The following is a 15,795-nucleotide window of genomic DNA, read 5'->3' as shown; positions in this document are numbered from 1 at the left end:
CCTCACCCGATCCTTTGTCGGCTGCCGAGAATGCCCTGAGGTCGGACGACGAGGATGACGATCAAGATGAGCAGGCCTCCGATGTACTTGAGGTCGGGGTTGATCACGAGCGTGGACAATTGGACGAGCAGGCCGACGATCACACAACCGAGCAGCGCGCCGTAGGCGGTGCCGAGTCCGCCGAGCGTGATTCCCGCGAACATCAGCAGAAGAAGCTTGAAGCCCATTTCCCACTGCACCCGCCCACCGAGTTCCGAGATGGCGAACAGGATCCCGCCGAGAGCGGCGAGACCGCCGCCGAGACCCCAGACGAAGCGAATCACGCGTTCGACGTCGATGCCGGACGACTCCGCGAGATCACGGTTGTCGGATACCGCCCGCATCGCCTTGCCGATGCGCGTCTTCTGCAGGAGCACTGCGACACCGATCAGGACGACGAGACTGATGATGATGGACAGGAGGTTGGCGTCGGTGATCGCGATCGGCCCCCACTGCCTCTGCACCTGGACCTGGTAGTCGTCGAACGGCTCCGTGCGGTCCGAGAAGAAAATGAGAATCAGGTAGCGCAGTGCGATCGCGAGTCCGATCGACACCACGAGCTGCGCAATCAGCCCGGTCTTGCGGCGGCGCAGAGGTTTCCACACAGCGGCGTTGTTCAACAGACCGATCAGGACACCGACGATGATTGCGATGACAGAGGCGGCGATCAGCTGCATGCCGAAGGTCACGTTGATGACCCACGCCGCAACGGCACCGAGCGTCACGAGTTCGCCGTGCGCGAAGTTCGTCAGACCGGTGGTGCCGTAGATCAGACTCAAGCCGACGCCCGCGATGGCGATGATCAGACCGAACCTCAGCCCGTCGACGGTTTGACGGATCAGTTTTTCGTAGAACGAGATGTCGGAACCGGTCTTCTCTTCACCGAACAGGAAGATCACTGTGTTGGCGCGGCCGGCCACCACGTCTCGTTCCACGGTCCCCTGCACGCTCACGCCGTCGGAGAGTGATCCCTCGACGATCTCGAACGTGTAGGTGCCGGGGACGAGGTGAACCTCCCACCGGCCCTTGTTCGTTGATTCGGTGCGGGCAGCTTCTCGGCCCGACGAGTCGAGCGCGCGCACTTCGACGCTCGCCAGACGGTCCCCGCCGTTGTTGAGGGTGCCGCTGACCCGGACCGCGTTGTCCGGCGGCGCTGTATGCGCGCTGGCCACGGGAGGTGACGGTGTCGGGGTGGGCTCTTGCGCCGTCGCGGGACCGCCGAGTGCGATTGCTGCCACGAGGCTGAGCAGGACGAGGGCGAACACGCGGCCGAGGTGCCGGGCAACCGGCTCTCGTCTCGAGTTTTCCCTGGGGGATGTCGGTCGCGCCCTCGCTGCTGAGAGTCGCTTCCTTACGGTTGGAGCCACGCAAGTCCTCCGGGGACGTGATAGTCGGTCACTGTCTGATGTGGCGGACCGGACTGAAAGCCGGTTCGCGACTTCCGGACTCTAGCGGCTCAGGTCGCGAGAAATCGGGTTCTCGGATTTCCGGCAAGTTTCGGTTGGGTTTCCAAGCGTCCGGCTGATCGCTGTCGTATCCGCTCCCTAGACTGGGCAACCGTGAGCCCCGCAACGACACCCCGGTCCACCACGTCCGCTACGTCCGGTGCAGCTGCGCTGGACGGTGACCGTCCCACCTTGATGCTTCTCGACGGTCATTCGCTGGCCTTCCGCGCGTTCTACGCACTGCCGGCAGAAAACTTCAAGACCCACAGCGGTCAGGTCACCAACGCGGTCTACGGGTTCACGTCGATGTTGATCAACCTGCTGCGCGACGAACAGCCCACCCATGTCGCGGCCGCGTTCGACGTGTCAAGGCAAACCTTCCGGGCGGAGAAGTTCCCCGAATACAAGGCGAATCGCAGCAAGGCGCCGGACGAGTTCAAAGGCCAGGTGGAGATCACCAAGGACGTTCTCGGCGCGCTCGGCATCCCTGTCATGGCGGAAGAAGGCTTCGAGGCTGACGACATCATCGCGACACTGACCACCCAGGCGGAGGCGCTCGGGTACCGCGTTCTCGTGGTGACCGGTGACCGGGACTCGCTCCAGTTGGTCACCGATGGGGTGACGGTGCTGTACCCGAAGAAGGGTGTTTCGGAGCTGGCCCGGTTCACCCCCGCGGCGGTGGAGGAGAAATACGGGCTCACCCCAGCGCAGTACCCGGACTTCGCGGCGCTTCGGGGCGACCCGAGCGACAACTTGCCGGGCATCCCGGGCGTGGGGGAGAAGACCGCCACCAAGTGGATCAAGGAATACGGCGACCTCGTCGGACTCGTCGACAACGTCGACAAAGTGCGTGGCAAGGTCGGTGACGCACTGCGCGAGAATCTTCCGAACGTTCTTCTCAATCGGGAACTCACCGAGATGGTGCGCGATGTTCCACTTCCGTACACACCGGACCAACTCATTCTCGCGCAGTGGGATCGTGACAAGATCCACGCACTGTTCGACGACCTCGAGTTCAAGGTGTTGCGAGACCGGTTGTTCGCGACGCTCGCACCCGTCGAGGCCGAAGCCGAGGAGGGCTTCGAGGTGCGTGGTGGTGCGCTCGAATCCGGTGCGGTCGCTGACTGGCTGTCCGAGCACACGTCGGGCGGCGAAAGATCCGGAGTCTCCGTGGTCGGAACCCGCAGACCTTACGGCGCCGACGTGACGGCGATCGCGATTGCGTCCGCGGACGGCGAAGGCGCCTACATCGACACCGCAAGGGTTACACCCGAAGACGAGAAGGCGCTCGGCGACTGGCTCGCTGATGCGGATCAGCCGAAAGCCCTGCACGAAGCCAAGTGGGCGATGCACGCTCTGCGCGGCCGCGGCTGGGTGCTCGGCGGTCTCACCAGCGACACCGCGCTGGCGGCCTACCTGGTACGGCCGGGGCAGCGGACGTTCAACCTCGACGACCTGGCGCTGCGCTACCTGCGCCGAGAGCTGCGGGCGGAGAAGACGGGCGAGGAGCAATTGTCGCTTCTCGACGACGCCGATCAGGTGGAGGCCGAGGCAGCGGAAACCGAAATCCTCAGCGCCCGTGCCGTGCTTGATCTCGCATCGGCGCTCGATGCCGAACTTTCCGACATCGAATCGAGCACCCTGCTCTCCGAGATCGAGTTGCCTCTGTTGGAGGTGCTCGCCGATCTCGAAGCATCGGGTATCGCCGTCGACGGTTCTCACCTGCAAGATCTGCAGAGCCAGTTCGCCGCCAGGGTCTCGGACGCGGCGGAGGCTGCCTACGGGGTCATCGGGAAGCAGATCAATCTCGGGTCACCCAAACAGCTGCAAGTCGTGCTCTTCGAAGAACTGGAGATGCCCAAGACGAAGAAGACCAAGACCGGCTACACCACCGACGCCGATGCGCTGCAGAACTTGTTCGAGAAGACGTCTCACCCGTTCCTCGAGCACCTGCTCGCCCACCGTGACGCGACACGTCTGAAGGTGACGGTGGACGGTCTGCTCAAGACCGTTGCGGAGGATGGTCGCATACATACCACGTTCAACCAGACGGTCGCTGCCACCGGCCGGCTGTCTTCGACCGAACCCAATCTCCAGAACATCCCGGTCCGCACCGACGCGGGTCGTCAGATCCGTGACGGGTTCGTAGTCGGCGAAGGCTTCGACACCCTGCTCACCGCGGACTACAGCCAGATCGAGATGCGGATCATGGCCCACGTGTCCGGGGACGAGGGGCTGATCGAGGCGTTCAACACCGGCGAGGACCTGCACAGCTTCGTAGGCGCCCGCGCGTTCGGCGTGCCGATCGAGGAGGTCACGCCCGAGCTGCGCCGCCGGGTGAAGGCGATGTCCTACGGTCTTGCCTATGGGCTCAGCGCCTTCGGGCTCGCTGCACAGCTCAAGATCTCGACCGAAGAGGCCAAGTCTCAGATGGAGGCTTACTTTGCGCGGTTCGGTGGCGTTCGCGACTACTTGCGCGAGGTGGTGGAACAGGCACGGAAGGACGGTTTCACCTCGACGCTGTACGGCCGCCGTCGCTACCTGCCCGATCTCAACAGCGACAACCGCCAGCGTCGAGAAGTCGCGGAGCGGGCCGCGTTGAATGCCCCGATCCAGGGCACGGCCGCCGACATCATCAAGGTCGCGATGATCAACGTTGCACGCTCGCTGCGCGAAGCCGGGCTGAGGTCACGCATGCTGCTGCAAGTTCACGACGAGCTCGTCCTCGAGGTCGCCCTGTCGGAGCGTGAACAGGTTGAACAGCTGGTGCGGCACGAGATGTCCTCGGCCATCGAGCTGTCGGTGCCTCTCGAGGTGTCCGTCGGCACCGGTCGCAGCTGGGACGCCGCCGCACACTAGGCGGCGCCCCTCGTCCTGTTCGGCCCCTTCGCCCCTATTCGGCCGGAGCCTGCTCGGCGATCTGCTTGCGTACCTCGTCCATGTCGAGGGCCTTCACCTGCGTGACGAGATCCTCGAGTGCGGCCGGCGGCAGGGCGCCCGGCTGGCTGAATACCAGTACACCCTCGCGGAACGCCATGATGGTCGGGATCGAGCGGATGTTCGCCGCCGCTGCAATGCCTTGTTCCGCTTCGGTGTCAACCTTGGCGTGGACCACGTCGGGGTGCTTCTCCGACGAAGCCTCGAAGGTGGGAGCAAACGCGCGGCAGGGTCCGCACCACGATGCCCAGAAGTCGACGAGAACCACGTCATTACCGGTCACGGTCTCGTCGAAGTTCTGTTGAGTCAGTGTCTTGGTGGCCACGAGGGTCCTTCCGATCGGTGAGGGTGTTGCTTGTGTAACGTACGGATCTGCCCGATTCTTCCCGGTGGGGCGATCAGGCGGTTCGTTCGGTGTCGCGGAAGGCGCGGCGGTACGCCTGCGGGGTGGTGTGACGCAGACGCAGGAAATGCTGCCGCAGCACTGCTCCACCCCCGAATCCCACGCGCTCGGCAACCACGTCGATCGGCAGGTCCGAGTTCTCCAAGTGGTGTTGCGCGGCGAGGACCCGTTGATCGCGGAGCCACCGGGCCGGAGTGGTGCCGGTTTCGGCCTGGAACCGTCTCGCAAATGTGCGTGGCGACATGTTGGCCTTCGCGGCCAGGGCCGGCACCGAGAGGTCGAGGGCCAGATGTTCGGTCATCCAGTCCAGCACAGGCCCGAGGGTGTCGATCGACGGCTTCGGAAGCGGCATCGCCACGTATTGAGCCTGACCACCGTCCCGGTGAGGTGGGACCACCATGCGCCGCGCGATGCCGTTGGCCACTGCGCTGCCCTGCTCCTTGCGCACGATGTGCAGGCACAGATCTATACCCGCCGCGGTACCTGCGCTGGTCAGGATGGGGTCGTCGTCTACGTAGAGGACGTCCGGATCGACCGTGGCCGCAGGATGGCGTTCGGTGAGTCGCTGGGTGTGCTTCCAGTGGGTAGTGCACCTGCGGCCGTCCAGGAGTCCAGCGGCACCCAGCACATACGCGCCGCTGCAGAGGCTCGCGACTCTGGCTCCGCGCTCGATGGCACCACGGAGCTTGTCCAGAAGTGGGTCCATGCATGAGTCGAGGTCCACAGCGCGAACGTCGATGCAGTCTGTTTCCGTGTACGTTCCACCAGCCGGAACGATGATGAGATCGGCGTCGTCGAGTCGATCGAGGTCGTAGGGAACATCGATTCCGTACCCGAAACGGGTGCGAATGGGCTCCGGTGCGCCCGCGACCAAGGAGAAGTCGTAGGTGGGGAGTCCGTCATCTGATCTGTCGACTCCGAAGACCTCGCAGGCGACGCCGAGTTCGAAAGCCTCGGTCACAGGTAATAGTGGGACGACAACCTTGTTCAGCACCGCATCAGTGTGGCAGAAAATCGTCGAACTGTGTCACTCCTGCCACTTTTGTGCGGGGTGAGCGGTGGCCAGGCTCTAAGAATGACAATCCTGGTCGCGATTCTCCTCGTATTCCTGGCGCTCGACGTGCTGGTGCTCAGCGGACGTACACCCGACACACACAACGATGTCAGCCAGCACGGGGACTTCCGGTTTTGAGGGTGGGTCTGGCGGTCCAGTACGCCGGCGCGGCGCTTGCGTGGGGCGCAAGCTTCCTCTTCATCAAAATCGGGCTCGAGGGCTTGTCTTTCAGCCAGGTCGTCTTGTGGAGACTGGTTCTCGGCGCGCTGACTCTCGGTGTGGTTGTCGCCCTGACCCGATCGCGGTTGCCCGGCGACGCAACTACCTGGACGCATCTATCCGTGCTCGCGGTCGTGCAGTGCCTCGTGCCGTGGTTGCTGCTGAGTTGGGCCGAGCAGACCATCAGTTCCGGGCTTGCCAGTATCTACAACGCGACGACACCGTTGATGACGATGTCTGTGGCACTGGCGTTCCTTCCTTCGGAGAGGCTAACGGACGCAAAGCTGTTCGGCCTGCTGCTCGGATTCTCGGGGGTGATGGTGGTGCTGGCGCCTTGGCAGGCCGGCATCGTCGGTAGTGTCCCTGCGCAGCTCGCGTGCCTGGGCGCGACAGCATCGTACGGCGTGGCGCTGGTCTACCTGCGCCGCTTCGTACTTCCGCGAGGTGTCGACACACCGACCATCGCGTTCATGCAGGTGTCCATCGCGGCGACGGTCATGCTGGTCGCAACGCCGTGGGCGGCGAGTTCTCCGATGCATCTGACGCCCGCGGTCGTTGCGTCGATGATCGGGCTCGGAGTATTCGGCACCGGACTGGCGTTCGTCTGGAATACCAACGTGGTTCGTGGTTGGGGCCCGACCGCCGCGTCTACCGTCACCTACCTGACCCCGCTGTTCGGGATAGTGCTCGGTGCCGTCGTGCTCGGGGAGAGCATCTCCTGGAACCATCCGGTGGGAGCGCTGGTCGTGATCGCGGGAATCGTTGTCACACAACGAGCGTCGCGAATGTCCACGAATGCGATGACTCGAGGGCGCATCATGATCACGGGGGCGCGGTGAGAACCCACTCACGTTTGGCGTCCCCGTCCCATCTGCGTATCACGGAGGCGCGACCGATGATGTCGCCGCCGTCGAGCAACCGCGCGGCTTCCGCGATCTGATCGGCCGGAAGTCGCCGCGCGAGGGTCACGTGCGGCGTCCACTCCCCGGGCCGAATGTGCGGGGGGACTTCCGCGGCGCGTTCCGCCACGTCGAAGACCGTGCGGTGTAGCGACAGCAGTGCCTTCGACGGCACCACCAGGCGCGACAACGTGACATGCCGGCTACCGAACATCACCAGACCGCCCAGGCGGATGTGAAAGGAAGGCGTCGCGATTTTCCGGCCGAGGAGATCGTCGATCTCGGTCGGGATGTGGCGGGCCACGAACAAGGTGATGTGTGGTCGATTCGACACAGCGCGAACGCGGGATCGACTGGGTAGACCCGCATCCCATAGCCGCTGCCACTCGGCACGAACGGCGACATCGGTTGCCTCGTCGAACAGCAGTTCCACAGACTGGACCATGTAGACAATGATGGCCCCTTAACGGTTCCCCAGGGCTTAAGCCGGGGGATTTCCAGCTCAGGCTGCACACTCACCGAACCCGGAGGTGGGGTGAATGTGTCTTATGTCGTCAACGCTGGTGTGACCTCGTTCTGCCACAGCCAAGATCGTCTTGGCGGCGTTCCTGTCCCGACTGTCGGTGTAACCGCAGCAGTGGCACAGGAAAGTGCGTTCGTCGAGTTCGAGCTGTTGCTTGGCTCTCGCGAAGCAACTCGAACACGTCATCGTCGTGTGCGCGGGCTTGACCAACACCACCTTCCGGCCAGCCCGCAGACCACGGTCGACAAGTTCTCGTTTCGCCGCCCCGATCGCAGCATCGGCGGCTTTGCGGGCCATCCGGGACTTCTTCAGGAACTTTGGTTTGAAGTCTTCGACGGCGAGCAACTGATGGTTGTCGGCGACCTGCTTCGCCCAGACCCTCGAGTCGTGCTGGGTTTGGCGGGCCGCTTTCTTATGCAGCCTGGCAGCCTCACGTTTCGCCCGCTGGTACCCGCTGGATTGGGGTCCGCGTTTACCGCGGTGCCGGCGTGACATTTTGCGCTGGGCTTTGGCGAGTTCGGCGGCGCATCGTTTCCGGTGCCCCAAATAGGGCAGGTCGTGGGCTTCATCGGTGGTAGTGGCGGTGGTAGTGACGCCCCAGTCGATGCCGACCTGGCTTTCCGGGTCAACCTCGGGGGCGGGTGTGGCCTCGCGTTGCACGACGAACGAGGCGTACCAGTGTCCGAGGCTGTCCTGGAAGACGCGAACGGAGGCCGGTTCTGAGGGCAGGTTACGGGACCACACAACCGGAATGGTGACACCTTTCGGCAGCACCAACCGGTTGTCACGGATGGAGAATCCCCGAGTGTTGTACTCGAGTGACGGCAACGTCTTCTTCCGGGCCTTGACCTTGGGTCGCCCACGGCCTTTCACGCTGAAGGAGTGACTGAGGGCCTGTGTGTAGGTGCGGAGTACCTGCTGCTGGGTGTTTTGGGAGCCAGCTTTAAGCCATGCGTTCCGGCTACGGGCTTCGGTGAGGAGTTTGCCCAGCTTCTTGAGGTCTGGTCTCTTTCCCGACTTCTGTTGGTGGACGGCCTCGTTCCACAGGAACCGGCAGCGGTGCCACTCTTCGAGGATTGTGCGTTCGGCCTGCGTGCCGGGGCGCAGCCGGTAGTTGTAGCGCACCGTCTCGATCACAGGAACAGTATATACATTTCAGCAATATACTGTTCTTTATGGCCGAGATTCGATCAAATAATGGTGTCGTGTACCGATGCACCTACCACGTCGTGTGGTGCCCGAAGTACCGACGCAAGGTCATCGGCGGTGCGGTCGATGACCGACTCAAGCAAATCATCCAGGAGGTTTGTTCGGAACGGCACGCCACGATTGTTGAGCTGGAGACGATGCCCGACCACGTTCAGCTGCTTGTCTCGGTCGATCCGCAGTACGGGATTCATCGTCTCGTCAAGCAGATCAAGGGCCGGTCCTCCCGGCTGCTGCGGCAGGAGTTCCCGCACCTGAAGTCGAAAATCCCCACGCTCTGGACTAATTCATACTTCGTCGCCACCGTTGGCGGCGCAACACTGGAGGTAGTCAAGAAATATGTCGAGAACCAACGCAACGCCTAACCGCCCTTTCCTCCCCACGGGTAAAGCCGGGGGCTTCTCGGGCGGTGTTCGATGAGCGGTACTACGGCAAACAGTTCCAGTATGAGGATCGGTGTGATTCTCGGTGACGGCATCGGACGCGAGATCGTTCCGGCAACTCAGCGCGTGGTCGCCGCCGCAACCGCGGCCGCAGGCATCGACGTCGACTGGGTGGATTTGCCTGTGGGGTTGGAGGCTATCGAGTCGCACGGGACCCCGATCCCCGATTCCACTCTCGCCACGTTGGACGAACTCGATGCGTGGATTCTCGGGCCGCACGACAGCGCCGGTTATCCGGAACGGTTTCGGGGGCAGTTGACACCTGGCGCAGTGGTGCGCAAGCGGTTCGATCTCTTCGCGAACGTCCGGCCGGCTCGCTCGCTCGAGGGAGTCGCCTCCATGGTGACGGACATGGACTTGGTGATCGTCCGGGAGAACACCGAGGGGCTGTACGCCGACCGGAACATGTTTGCCGGTAGCGGCGAGTTCATGCCGACACCCGATGTCGCGATGGCGGTCGGGATGGTGACGAGGAAGGCGTGTGAGCGTATCGCGCACACCGCATTCGCGCTCGCGTGTGCTCGCCGTAGGCACGTCACGATCGTCCACAAGGCGAACGTGCTGTCGATGACCACAGGTTTGTTCCGCGACGTGTGCCGGGAGGTGGGGGAGAGCAGCTACCCCGACGTACGGATCGACGACGAGCACGTGGATGCGATGGCAGCGCACCTTGTCCGCCGAGGCCGTGATTTCGACGTCATCGTGACGGAGAACATGTTCGGCGACATCTTGTCGGACCTGACTGCCGAACTGTCCGGCTCACTCGGCACGGCTCCATCGGTCAATGCCTCCGAGACCAAGGTGATGGCCCAGGCGGCGCACGGCGCTGCACCCGACATCGCGGGGCGGAACAGGGCCAATCCCACCGCGCTGATGCTGTCGGCGGCAATGATGCTCGAGGTGCTCGGCGATCGCCGTGACGACCATCGCCTTAACGCAGCTTCGCGTTGGATCAGCGAGGCGGTACGCGATACGATCTGCTCCGGAGTAGCCACCGCGGACCTGGGTGGGCTCGCGTCGACCGCCGAATTCGCCGAGACGGTCCTCGCCCGCACACTCCGCCGATGAAGACCGTCTTCGTTGTCCGACAGGCCGAGGAGGTTCGATGATTCCGCGCGCGGATCCGGGTGACGTACGCTTCCGTCTGACAATCTCGGAGTTCGAGAGCTCTCCGTCGCCGTAGTTTGCTCGGTGCACCACGATATCTTCTTGGAGGACATGCCAGTGACTGGTCAATCCGTCATCACGCGAGGCCGAACTGCCCGCAGCTCGACGTGACGAGCTGACCGACCGCGTGCGGCCACCGGTCTGTCCCTCGCCCACAGAGCTCATACCGGCGCGCACGATCTCGGCCACGTAGTCGGGTTGCGGGCGCTTGTTGCGTGGCAGGGACTTCGTTGTGCTCTCGAGTCGGGCGGATGGTCAGGTTGACGACGTGATGCCCCGCGCGGGGAGTGCTTTTCGGGCCGGCCCATTCCTTGCGGTCGGCGGCGGGAACGGGATCCTTTCCGCGCGTGCCGGATGCCGGATTCGGTGTGGGCCGGGTTGCGGTGGATTGCGGGGGTGCCGTGGTCATTTGAAAAGTGATTGTGCCGGTCAGGGGTGCGTTGGTCGAATGCAGCCAATGAGGACACCGTCATCGAGGTTCCAGTTCGGTGGGGTGTTCGCTTGAGCGACGACGCGGACACGGTGTCAGTGCCGGGTGCAAGTGTGTAGAGGATTTGCAGGCCACGCGAACCTCGTCGCCCGAGTAAATTGTCGGGTCGGGAGCGGGCGCGAAGGACGCACTCCGGGGCGAGGTCATGGTCGGTCCGCCTGCCGCGCCGCAACCAACGGTGGGCGAGCACTGGTCCGCGACGTTCGAACACACCGCACAATGGTGGGAACCGGACCTAGTCAAAGTCCGGTTCCCACCATTCGGTTCGGGATCTACCCCGATCTACACCCGTGGCCGTATGCTCGATTCATTCGAACTAGTAGACACTCCAGGCTTGATACTTGCCGCTATTGCAGCCGATGGCACGTAAACCCAGGTTGCTGTCATCGAGACAGGCTGCGGTCTGAAAATTCAAGATCTGGTAGCTGTTACCAAGTTGGACCACCCTCCAAGCTTGATGACCTCCACCGTTGCAGTCGATGGTCCGAAGGCCGAATTCACTGTGATCGAGGCACCGTCCAGTGGCCGTATTCTGAATCCGATAATTAACATCACCAAGAAGGAAGAAGCTCCATCGTTGGAAATCGGTTCCGTTGCACGCATATCCGCGGAGTCCGAATGAACTATCGTCCACACATGCCCCGGTGGCTTGGTTCCGCATCGTATTGATGCGGCCGGCAGCCTTGGCCTCCGGTGTGGGGGCGCTACCTTCGGTGTCGGCCTCCGGTGTGGGGGCGCTACCTTCGGTGTCGGCCTCCGGTGTGGGGGCGCTACCTTCGGTGTCGGCCTCCGGTGTGGGGGCGCTACCTTCGGTGTCGGCCTCCGGTGTGGGGGCACTACCTTCGGTGTCGGCCTCCGGTGTTGTGGTCGGCTCGACGGACGGTGTCGGCAATTCCGGCACAGAAGTCGATTCAGCTGCCTCTTCGGTGGTGGACGGGGCTGCGGCGGCGATGCTGGCGCCGGTAACCACGAGCGTGGAGGCTACTGCGACGGCTCCGAAGAAACGCGCGGCTCCCTTGCGATATCCGCGCCGGGACTGGTGTCCGCGTAATGAATTGTGATACAACGTGCACTCCACTTCTTTCAAGGTTCTTGCAAAGTACGGACTTCCGATTTAGATAAGACTCCAGCGTTGGTACACCGTGTCGTTGCATGTGATGACACGGACACCCAGGGCACTGTCATCGAGACACTTATTGGTCGCCCTGTTCCTGATCTCCAAGCCGCCTTTGTTCGTTATGTTCCATTTCTGATTTGTTGAGAGAGTACGGCATTCGCTAGTTCGCAGGCCGTAAGCGTCGTTGTGGTCAAGGCACTGCCAAGTCCCATGGCTCTCTAGCTCAAACTGGGCAAAATCAAGCTGACTTACATTCCAACGCTGATATGCGAGTCCATTGCACGGAAATCCGCGGACTCCGAATGAACTGGAATCCAAGCACGCCCCGGTAGCGTTGCTCCGAATCGTATTGATAAGACCCGCGGCCTTGGCCTCCGGTGTGGGGGCGCTACCTTCGGTGTCGGCCTCCGGTGTGGGGGCGCTACCTTCGGTGTCGGCCTCCGGTGTGGGGGCGCTACCTTCGGTGTCGGCCTCCGGTGTGGGGGCGCTACCTTCGGTGTCGGCCTCCGGTGTGGGGGCGCTACCTTCGGTGTCGGCCTCCGGTGTGGGGGCGCTACCTTCGGTGTCGGCCTCCGGTGTTGTGGTCGGCTCGACGGACGGTGTGGGCAACTCCGACACAGAGGTCGGTTCAGCTGTCTCCTCGGTGGTGGACGGGGCCACTGACGGGGCTGCGGCGGCGATGCTGGCGCCGGTAACCACGAGTGTGGAGGCTACCGCGACGGCTCCGAAGAAACGCGTGGCGCCCCTCCGATATCCGGACCGTAACGTGAGATACAAGATGCACTTCTTCCTGGAGGTGGATGTCCTGACATGCGTGGAACTTTGGCGACAGTCCGGTGAGCATCGCGCTGCGGCCGGACAGACGCCCGGGACTCTAACACCAAACAGAACGCTCGCTATTATCTGCCCCACACTGGGCGGTGAGAGTGCCGTTGACGACGCGCGGTCAGATCTGGGCCCCCGACATGCACGAAAGTGCTCGGGAGTTCGTACGTGTGTTGCCTTCCGCAGGAGTGGGTTTCGGCTGGGGAGGCCCGCGTGTCTGGTCTCAAGCGCTGATGCTCTTTCTGACCGTTTTGGTATTGACCGGCATTCTCGGTGCGGCACCAGCACGGAGAGTGGTGGCGCGCGGCGTGACCTAGTCGCAGACCATGCGGCGAACGGTCCTGCCTCAAGCCATGCGTGTGATTATTCCGCCCACGGGCAACGAGCTGATCGGCATGCTCAAGACGACCTCTCTGGTCTCCGCTATTCCATATCGCCTCGAGTTATACGGCCGTACCAGAAATATCTCCGGGGCCAACCTTCAGCCGATTCAGTTGTTGATCGCTTCCGCCACTTGGTATCTCGCGATCACAAGTGTGCTGATGATCGGCCAGCGCTATCTTGAGCGGTACTTCTCGAAGGGTGCTACCCGCAAGCTGACCCCAGCAGCAGCAGCTGCAGGCCCTCGCCGATGCCGAGGGTAAGCCACTCATCGTCGAACCCGACACGGCGCATTTTCGTTCACCTCCGGATGCACCCGGAGGTGAACGAGAATGACGCCGATCGTCATGGCGGACCGGATGTGTAAGAACTTCGGAGCGCTCAAGAGGTACTCAAGGGCGTGTCGCTCGAAATCGAGAGCGGCCAGGTCTTGTGCATCGCGGTCCCTCCGGTTCGGGCAAGTCGACGTTTCTGCGCCGCATCAACCACCTTGAGCAGGTCAACTCCGGTATGAGGATCGGTGTGATTCTCGGTGACGGCATCGGACGCGAGATCGTTCCGGCAACTCAGCGCGTGGTCGCCGCCGCAACCGCGGCCGCAGGCATCGACGTCGACTGGGTGGATTTGCCTGTGGGGTTGGAGGCTATCGAGTCGCACGGGACCCCGATCCCCGATTCCACTCTCGCCACGTTGGACGAACTCGATGCGTGGATTCTCGGGCCGCACGACAGCGCCGGTTATCCGGAACGGTTTCGGGGGCAGTTGACACCTGGCGCAGTGGTGCGCAAGCGGTTCGATCTCTTCGCGAACGTCCGGCCGGCTCGCTCGCTCGAGGGAGTCGCCTCCATGGTGACGGACATGGACTTGGTGATCGTCCGGGAGAACACCGAGGGGCTGTACGCCGACCGGAACATGTTTGCCGGTAGCGGCGAGTTCATGCCGACACCCGATGTCGCGATGGCGGTCGGGATGGTGACGAGGAAGGCGTGTGAGCGTATCGCGCACACCGCATTCGCGCTCGCGTGTGCTCGCCGTAGGCACGTCACGATCGTCCACAAGGCGAACGTGCTGTCGATGACCACAGGTTTGTTCCGCGACGTGTGCCGGGAGGTGGGGGAGAGCAGCTACCCCGACGTACGGATCGACGACGAGCACGTGGATGCGATGGCAGCGCACCTTGTCCGCCGAGGCCGTGATTTCGACGTCATCGTGACGGAGAACATGTTCGGCGACATCTTGTCGGACCTGACTGCCGAACTGTCCGGCTCACTCGGCACGGCTCCATCGGTCAATGCCTCCGAGACCAAGGTGATGGCCCAGGCGGCGCACGGCGCTGCACCCGACATCGCGGGGCGGAACAGGGCCAATCCCACCGCGCTGATGCTGTCGGCGGCAATGATGCTCGAGGTGCTCGGCGATCGCCGTGACGACCATCGCCTTAACGCAGCTTCGCGTTGGATCAGCGAGGCGGTACGCGATACGATCTGCTCCGGAGTAGCCACCGCGGACCTGGGTGGGCTCGCGTCGACCGCCGAATTCGCCGAGACGGTCCTCGCCCGCACACTCCGCCGATGAAGACCGTCTTCGTTGTCCGACAGGCCGAGGAGGTTCGATGATTCCGCGCGCGGATCCGGGTGACGTACGCTTCCGTCTGACAATCTCGGAGTTCGAGAGCTCTCCGTCGCCGTAGTTTGCTCGGTGCACCACGATATCTTCTTGGAGGACATGCCAGTGACTGGTCAATCCGTCATCACGCGAGGCCGAACTGCCCGCAGCCTCGGGGCACTCGTGGGTGCCAGTGCTCTGCTGCTTGCAGGGTGCGTCTCCAACACCGAGGGCGGCGTGCCCGTCGCGGGCGAAAACCCGGAGGTGAGCAAGGTGGACGCGATCGCGGCCCAGCTGCCCGAGGAGATCGCCTCTGACGGCGAGCTTGTCGTCGGCGTCAATGTTCCCTACGCCCCCAACGAGTTCAAGGATTCGGACGGCAACATCGTCGGCTTCGACATCGACCTCATGGATGCGGTCGGGGATGTGCTCGGTGTGACGCCGGTCTTCATGGAGGCCGACTTCGACAGGATAATTCCGGCGATACAGGCCGGCAGTTACGACACGGGCGCCTCCTCGTTCACCGACACCTTGGAACGTGAGGAGTCGGTGGACTTCGTCACCTACTTCAGCGCGGGTGTGCAGTGGGCCCAGGCCGCGGGCGGGTCGGTGGATCCGAATAATGCCTGCGGGCTACGGGTCGGCGTGCAGACCAACACCATCGAGGACATCGAGGAGGTGCCTGCCAAGAGCGAGGCGTGTGTCGCAGCCGGACAGCCTCCCATCGACATCGTCAAGTTCGACAGTCAGGACAGCGTGGCCAATGCGCTCACTCTCGGCAGGATCGACGCGATGTCTGCAGACTCCCCGGTCACCGGATACGCGATCAGACGGAGCGAGGGAAAGATCGTAGCCGCCGGAGAGATTTTTGATGCCCAGCCCTACGGCTGGCCCGTTGCGAAGGGCTCGCCTTTGGCGGAGGTGCTCCAGCAGGCTCTCCAGCATCTGATCGACGACGGCACCTACCAGACGATCGCGGAGAACTGGGGCGTCGAGCAGGGTGTCATCACAACGTCGCAGATCAACGGCGCGACGAGCTGAG

13 protein-coding genes and 1 pseudogene are annotated in these 15,795 nt (G+C 63.2%); 7 read left to right on the top strand and 7 right to left on the bottom strand.

All coding sequences use genetic code 11. The features are described 5' to 3' along the window. Nucleotides 1-2: 2 nt before the first annotated feature. Entirely contained in the window at nucleotides 3-1,406 is a 1,404-nt protein-coding gene (locus BFN03_RS09065; RefSeq protein ID WP_084385564.1) for a branched-chain amino acid ABC transporter permease, read from the bottom strand. A 192-nt stretch (nucleotides 1,407-1,598) separates the two neighbouring features. Between BFN03_RS09065 and polA the strand changes: the two genes are divergently transcribed. After that, on the top strand, nucleotides 1,599-4,343 hold the full coding sequence (gene polA / locus BFN03_RS09060) for a DNA polymerase I (RefSeq protein ID WP_084385563.1): 2,745 nt from the start codon (nucleotides 1,599-1,601) through the stop codon (nucleotides 4,341-4,343). Between the two features lie 34 nt (nucleotides 4,344-4,377). Here the strand turns inward: polA and trxA are convergent, their stop codons facing one another. Both trxA and BFN03_RS09050 read right to left on the bottom strand, forming a co-directional pair. Next, complete coding sequence (gene trxA / locus BFN03_RS09055) at nucleotides 4,378-4,746, bottom strand: thioredoxin (protein ID WP_070378737.1); 369 nt, start codon at nucleotides 4,744-4,746, stop codon at nucleotides 4,378-4,380. Between the two features lie 73 nt (nucleotides 4,747-4,819). Further along, nucleotides 4,820-5,818 carry a GlxA family transcriptional regulator gene (locus BFN03_RS09050; RefSeq protein ID WP_070378736.1) on the bottom strand — a complete coding sequence of 333 codons (999 nt, stop codon included), beginning with the start codon at nucleotides 5,816-5,818 and terminating at the stop codon, nucleotides 4,820-4,822. A 194-nt stretch (nucleotides 5,819-6,012) separates the two neighbouring features. On the opposite strand from BFN03_RS09050, the gene BFN03_RS09045 reads away from it, so the two are divergent. Further along, nucleotides 6,013-6,936 (top strand): DMT family transporter, encoded by a 924-nt coding sequence (locus tag BFN03_RS09045; protein WP_070378735.1) that lies wholly within the window; start codon nucleotides 6,013-6,015, stop codon nucleotides 6,934-6,936. Here BFN03_RS09045 and BFN03_RS09040 read toward each other — a convergent pair. Then, nucleotides 6,920-7,441: a 2'-5' RNA ligase family protein gene (locus BFN03_RS09040; RefSeq protein ID WP_070378734.1), complete on the bottom strand. Its 522-nt coding sequence runs from the start codon at nucleotides 7,439-7,441 to the stop codon at nucleotides 6,920-6,922. The genes BFN03_RS09045 and BFN03_RS09040 overlap by 17 nt on opposite strands. A 57-nt stretch (nucleotides 7,442-7,498) precedes the next feature. Next, nucleotides 7,499-8,656 (bottom strand): RNA-guided endonuclease InsQ/TnpB family protein, encoded by a 1,158-nt coding sequence (locus BFN03_RS09035; RefSeq protein ID WP_070378733.1) that lies wholly within the window; start codon nucleotides 8,654-8,656, stop codon nucleotides 7,499-7,501. A 38-nt stretch (nucleotides 8,657-8,694) separates the two neighbouring features. Between BFN03_RS09035 and tnpA the strand changes: the two genes are divergently transcribed. Both tnpA and BFN03_RS09025 read left to right on the top strand, forming a co-directional pair. Further along, a complete protein-coding gene (gene tnpA, locus BFN03_RS09030; protein WP_070378732.1) occupies nucleotides 8,695-9,090 on the top strand; it encodes an IS200/IS605 family transposase in 396 nt (131 codons plus the stop codon). A gap of 51 nt (nucleotides 9,091-9,141) precedes the next feature. Beyond that, nucleotides 9,142-10,236 (top strand): isocitrate/isopropylmalate dehydrogenase family protein, encoded by a 1,095-nt coding sequence (locus BFN03_RS09025; RefSeq protein ID WP_070378731.1) that lies wholly within the window; start codon nucleotides 9,142-9,144, stop codon nucleotides 10,234-10,236. Nucleotides 10,237-11,141: 905 nt separating this feature from the next. On the opposite strand, the gene BFN03_RS09015 is transcribed toward BFN03_RS09025, so the two are convergent. Beyond that, a complete protein-coding gene (locus tag BFN03_RS09015) occupies nucleotides 11,142-11,891 on the bottom strand; it encodes an RICIN domain-containing protein (protein ID WP_157109586.1) in 750 nt (249 codons plus the stop codon). A gap of 48 nt (nucleotides 11,892-11,939) precedes the next feature. Beyond that, complete coding sequence (locus BFN03_RS21020) at nucleotides 11,940-12,560, bottom strand: ricin-type beta-trefoil lectin domain protein (protein ID WP_442971880.1); 621 nt, start codon at nucleotides 12,558-12,560, stop codon at nucleotides 11,940-11,942. A gap of 524 nt (nucleotides 12,561-13,084) precedes the next feature. Between BFN03_RS21020 and BFN03_RS09005 the strand changes: the two are divergent. From BFN03_RS09005 to BFN03_RS08995, 3 genes and pseudogenes are all read left to right on the top strand, one after another. Continuing rightward, nucleotides 13,085-13,484 (top strand): annotated as a pseudogene (locus tag BFN03_RS09005) (amino acid ABC transporter permease); the annotation flags it as partial. Between the two features lie 174 nt (nucleotides 13,485-13,658). Further along, nucleotides 13,659-14,723 carry an isocitrate/isopropylmalate dehydrogenase family protein gene (locus BFN03_RS09000; protein WP_070380759.1) on the top strand — a complete coding sequence of 355 codons (1,065 nt, stop codon included), beginning with the start codon at nucleotides 13,659-13,661 and terminating at the stop codon, nucleotides 14,721-14,723. 150 nt (nucleotides 14,724-14,873) lie between these two features. Next, nucleotides 14,874-15,794, top strand: a complete 921-nt coding sequence (locus BFN03_RS08995) for an ABC transporter substrate-binding protein (RefSeq protein WP_070380758.1) — start codon at nucleotides 14,874-14,876, stop codon at nucleotides 15,792-15,794. Nucleotide 15,795: the final 1 nt, after the last annotated feature.

This window comes from Rhodococcus sp. WMMA185, from assembly GCF_001767395.1.
GTDB lineage: Bacteria > Actinomycetota > Actinomycetes > Mycobacteriales > Mycobacteriaceae > Rhodococcus_F.
The sequence above is the reverse complement of the archived record's forward strand: the minus strand, read 5'-3'. Positions and strand labels throughout refer to the sequence as shown.

Bases quoted from the DNA above. Each gene is read 5' to 3' on its own strand.
- BFN03_RS09000 (WP_070380759.1), top strand. From the start codon at position 13,659: ATGAGGATCGGTGTGATTCTCGGTGACGGCATCGGACGCGAGATCGTT.
- BFN03_RS09025 (WP_070378731.1), top strand. From the start codon at position 9,142: ATGAGCGGTACTACGGCAAACAGTTCCAGTATGAGGATCGGTGTGATT.
- BFN03_RS08995 (WP_070380758.1), top strand. From the start codon at position 14,874: ATGCCAGTGACTGGTCAATCCGTCATCACGCGAGGCCGAACTGCCCGC.
- tnpA (WP_070378732.1), top strand. From the start codon at position 8,695: ATGGCCGAGATTCGATCAAATAATGGTGTCGTGTACCGATGCACCTAC.
- BFN03_RS09040 (WP_070378734.1), bottom strand. From the start codon at position 7,441: ATGGTCCAGTCTGTGGAACTGCTGTTCGACGAGGCAACCGATGTCGCC.